Origin of the sequence: Vibrio sp. V43_P6S15P86 (assembly GCF_009904725.1) — a bacterium.
Classification (GTDB): Bacteria; Pseudomonadota; Gammaproteobacteria; order Enterobacterales; family Vibrionaceae; genus Vibrio; species Vibrio diabolicus.
In genome coordinates this window covers 1-5,126 of sequence record NZ_WXWT01000017.1, presented here as the reverse complement: position 1 = coordinate 5,126, position 5,126 = coordinate 1, and the positions used below count along the sequence as shown (strand labels likewise).

The following is a 5,126-nucleotide window of genomic DNA, read 5'->3' as shown; positions in this document are numbered from 1 at the left end:
CCGTTACGCTGTAACTCAATCGGCGCCATAATAGAAACGATGAGCAACAAAAAAGCCTCGCTAAATAACGAGGCTTTTACTTACAATTTGACTAACTCATCTACTCTTTCGACGAACAGTTGAGATTCAAGAGTACTAATTCTCGAAGTGCTACAGAAAACTTAGCAAATTCGTGGACAGAGCCAACTTTGAACTCATTCAAGATGCTTTCCCAACGGTGCAGTGATTGCTCGTTAGTTTCCATCCAATCTTCTAACGCTTTCATCACGTCTAGCTCTTCCGTTGCACAGCCGCAATTTAATACCTGAGCCGTAAGTTGACGTTGTTGCCAGTCCAGATCTTCTCGGAATGCAGCTCTTGCTAGTGCCTGCCAGTTATTATCAACGGCTTGGCTGTTAATTTGCTTCAAGAACCAGTGTAACGATAAACGGTCACCCAAGTTAAAGTAGAGCTTCGATGCTTGCTCAACCGTTTTACCTGTTTCACTCGCCACTGATGAGATATCCAGTGCAGATTGTAAGCTGGATAAACGAGCGACTTGATGTGCAAGTTTCTCTTCTACCCCTTTCTCAATCCACCCTTGAGCAAGTTCATTGTGTTCTTCTACTTCAGACTCAACCAGCATAGTGTCTAAGGTTTCAGTGATAACATTGACATCTTGCTTGTAGATAGCAATCAGCTCACCAACTGTGCATTTACCACTGCGGTTGCGAAGCAACCAACGTGCAATTCGACGTAGTGCTCGACGAACATAAAACATGATTTCGTACTGAGCTTGAGCTGTGGCGATATTATCGAGTTCACGAGTCTGCTTAAGAATTGCTTCTAGATCGAAAATTTCACGAGCCGCACTGTATGCGTTAGCAATATCGACAACACTTGCACCGGTTTCTTCTTGCAAACGAGTGACGAAATTACAGCCCATTTCATTAACCATCTGGTTAGCCAATGCTGTAGCGATAATTTCAGCTCGTAGTGGGTGATTCACCATTTGATCTTTATAGTTACGTCGTAACGCACTTGGGAAATATTCAACAAGCTGTTTCGCATGGAATTCATCATTCGCGATTTCATCCGTAACAAGTTGCTGTTTAAGTACCATTTTACCGTAGGCAACTAACACTGATAGCTCAGGGCGAGTCAGACCTAGTCCCTGTTTTTCACGCTCGATTAGCGTTTCATCATCAGGGATGTATTCGAGAGCACGATCCAAGTACCCTGCTTTTTCCATGGTATGGATGAATCGAATTTGTTCCTTAACAATGCCAACACCTTGCTGCTCAGTCACGGAGATCGACTCCGACTGACGGTAAGCATCATCTAAGACAATTTCACCCACTTCGTCTTCCATAGACTCTAGAATTTGGTTACGTTGCTTAACCGTAAGATCGCCATTTGAAACCAGTCCATTAAGGAAGATCTTGATGTTGACTTCATTATCCGAACAGTCAACGCCACCCACGTTATCAACGAAGTCTGTGTTCACTCGACCACCAGTTAGTGCGTATTCAATACGACCAAGCTGAGTCATACCCAAGTTACCGCCTTCGCCAACTACTTTGGCTCTTAAGTCACGGCCGTCAATGCGCAGCATGTCGTTAGCACGGTCACCAACATCCGTATGAGTTTCTGTCGATGCTTTAACGTAAGTGCCGATACCACCATTCCAAAGCAGATCGACTTTCATTTTCAAGATCATCTGAATCAGATCGTTAGGCGCTAAAGATGCTTTCTTAGTCCCTAACATTTTCTGAATTTCTGGCGTTAGTTGGATCGATTTTGATCGACGAGAGAAGATACCACCACCTTGAGAGATCAAATCTTTATTGTAATCTTCCCAGCTTGATCTTGGTAAATTAAACAAGCGGTTACGCTCTTCCCAGCTGGTGGTTGAATCTGGATTTGGGTCAATAAAGATGTGCATGTGGTTAAAGGCAGCTTGCAATCGAATGTGCTTCGATAACAGCATACCGTTACCGAACACGTCACCTGCCATATCACCTACACCGATTGCGGTAAAATCAGTGGTCTGACAGTTGATGCCCATTTCACGGAAGTGACGCTTAACTGATTCCCAACCACCTTTTGCAGTGATACCCATCGCTTTGTGGTCGTAACCATTAGAACCACCTGAAGCGAATGCGTCACCTAACCAGAAGTTGTACTCTGCAGAAACAGAGTTCGCTAGGTCTGAGAATGTTGCTGTGCCTTTATCTGCCGCCACTACTAGGTATGGGTCATCTTCGTCATGGCGCACAACGTTCTGTGGTGGCACAACTTCACCTTCAATGATGTTATCCGATACATCAAGTAGCGCACGAATAAATCGTTTGTAACAACGTTGGCCTTCAGCAAAGATCTCATCACGGGTTGTGAGAGATGGCTGGCGTTTACAAACAAAGCCGCCTTTTGCACCCACAGGTACGATAACGGTGTTCTTAACTTGCTGAGCTTTTACGAGACCAAGAATCTCTGTACGGAAATCTTCTTGACGGTCTGACCAACGTAAACCACCACGAGCCACTTTTCCGCCACGAAGGTGAACACCCTCAATATCTGGTGCGTACACAAAGATCTCGAACGCTGGTACAGGCTGCGGAATCTCTGGAATATCGCTCGGTTTCATTTTCAAAGATAACCAAGGCTTAGGTTGCTTGCTTTCGTCTAATTGATAGTAGTTAGTACGAAGTGTCGCCATGATCATGTCGATGTAACGACGAATAATACGATCATCATCCAAGCTCTCTACACGATCCAACTGCTCTGTTAGCTTTTTAATCAGATCGTTTTGGCCTTTTTCACTGCCTTTGTGTTTCGGATCGAATCGCTTGGTGAACAGCTTGACTAGACCTGTTGCTAAGTCTGGGTAGTGGCTTAGCGTGTCTTCGATGTATTGTTGACTGAATGGGAAACCGACTTGGCGCATGTATCGAGCATAAGCACGAAGAATGGAAATCTCACGCCCAGATAGCGACGCACCTAGTACCAATCGGTTAAAACCATCACTTTCAAGGTTGCCTGCCCAAATTGCGGCAAATGCTTGTTGGAAACGATCACGAGCCTCACGAAGATCAACTGTTTTCTCGCTCTTATGCAGCATAGAGAAATCAAGGATCCAGAATGTCTGTCCGTTGTTTTTCTCGATCTCATACGGTGATTCACCGATCACTCGCAAGCCAAGGTTTTCAAGCATTGGCATTACGTCAGAAAGATGGATTGGCTCATCGCGATGGTATAATTTCAAGCGAACAGCTTTTGAATCCGCACCCTCTTCTTGAGGTCGGTAGAACAACATGCCAAGTTTATTATCATCACTTAACGCTTCTAAGCGTTCAATATCTGCAACCGCAGAACCTGGCATCATGTCCTCTTTATATGAGCGAGGGAACGCACTCATGTATTCTTTTGAAAGAGGAAGGCCTTTGCTTTCACCAAAGTTAGCAATGATGGATTCTTTTAGTCTGTCATCCCAAGAGGTAGAAACTTCCATTAGGTTTTGCTCGATCTTTTTCACGTCTACGTCAATGTTGTTATTGTCTACACGAACAATGTAATGTGTTCTCGCTAGTGGGCTTTCTGAGAAGAACGTTGTAAATTCAACTTCTTGCTCGCAACCGAAGTACTGCTTAAGAATGCGTTGAGTTTGACGACGTAACTCTGTGTTGTAACGATCTTTAGTGACATAAACCATGCAGCTAAAGAAACGACCAAATGGGTCCTTACGAACAAATAAACGCAGTAGGTCACGATCTTGCATTTGTACAACACCCATACCCACCTCAAGCAACTCTTCTTCATTTGCTTGGAGTAGTTCATCGCGTGGGTAGTTTTCTAAGATATTGTGCAATGCTTTGTATGAATACGATCCGTGACGGTATCCGCTCGCTTCAAGGATACGGTCTACTTTTTCACGGATCAGAGGGATGCTTTGTACCGCTTGGTTGTACACGGCAGAGGTATATAGACCAGTAAAGCGATGCTCACCTATTACTTTACCGTTTTCATCAAACTTCTTAATACCGATGTAATCAGTATAAGCTGGACGGTGAATACGAGATGCTTTGTTACCTTTTGTGATGATCAGAGCGTATGGCTTTTTCGCTTCTAACCGCGCTGAATCTGAAAGCTCAGATAGCTTGACGCTACGCACACGCTTGTCATCAGCAAATAGACCAAGTCCTTTTTCTTTAGCAGGAACAAGCTCGGTATCACCATTGACTTCTTCTAAGTCATAATCTTTGTAACCCATAAAGGTAAAGTTATGATCTTCTAGCCAACGAAGAAATGCGATCGTTTCGTCCATACGATCCGTTTGGATAGAAACACGATCTTTATTTTTCTCAAGTTCATCAGTCACAAGCTTAAGCTTATCAACCATTTGCTTCCAGTCATCAACGACTAAACGAGTGTCAGATAGAATTTTTAACAGCTCTTCTTTAAGCGCTTGCATCTCTTCTTTACTAGTAAGGCGGTCTACCTCTATGTGGAAAAGTGATTGAAGAACACCACCCTCACCGTTTACGTCTGTAACTTGGCCTTTTTTATCACGCTGAATCTGTGTTGGGTTATTCAACATTAGGTGACAAACAAGATCCAAACGTGCTAAAGCCATTTTGACTGAGTCCACTAAGAATGGACTATCTGGAACAACAATTTCTACGATTGTGTGTGTGGATTGCCAGCCTTGACGACTTACGGTCGGGTTAAATACTCGAACCGAAATCTCTTCTGGTTTTTTTTCATTGATATGGTGCCAAAGGCTGACGACAGCACCATAAAGATCGGATTCGTTTCGCTGAATCAGGTCATCATCAGCAATGTTACTGAATAAGTGTTGAGCAAGTTTAGTTACAAGCGTTTGGTGAGAAAGCTCGAGTTTGTCTTGAATCAGTTGGTAAACTTTTTCAAGCAGAACCGGCACTACATTTTCACGCGCGGTCATATTCACACTCCACATTAGAATTGTTGTTTTGTAGGGGGACTTAGTAGCTAGGTTGTTACCTTAGAAACTAAGCATAGGTAATGCATGTGCCCATTGTAAAAGCATAATTACAAATGTTTAACAACTAATCGTGGTGGTAAGAGGTGAAATGTCCGATTCTGTGACTAAGATTCCTATTTAACTC

At 43.5% G+C, this 5,126-nt stretch carries 1 protein-coding gene; it reads right to left on the bottom strand.

The features are described from left to right. Positions 1 to 100: 100 nt before the first annotated feature. On the bottom strand, positions 101 to 4,942 hold the full coding sequence (locus CAG69_RS01085; protein WP_161442296.1) for an NAD-glutamate dehydrogenase: 4,842 nt from the start codon (positions 4,940 to 4,942) through the stop codon (positions 101 to 103). Positions 4,943 to 5,126 lie beyond the last annotated feature (184 nt).

What these genes read in the sequence shown, in the direction of transcription:
- CAG69_RS01085 (WP_161442296.1), bottom strand. Translation starts at nt 4,942, where the DNA reads ATGACCGCGCGTGAAAATGTAGTGCCGGTTCTGCTTGAAAAAGTTTAC.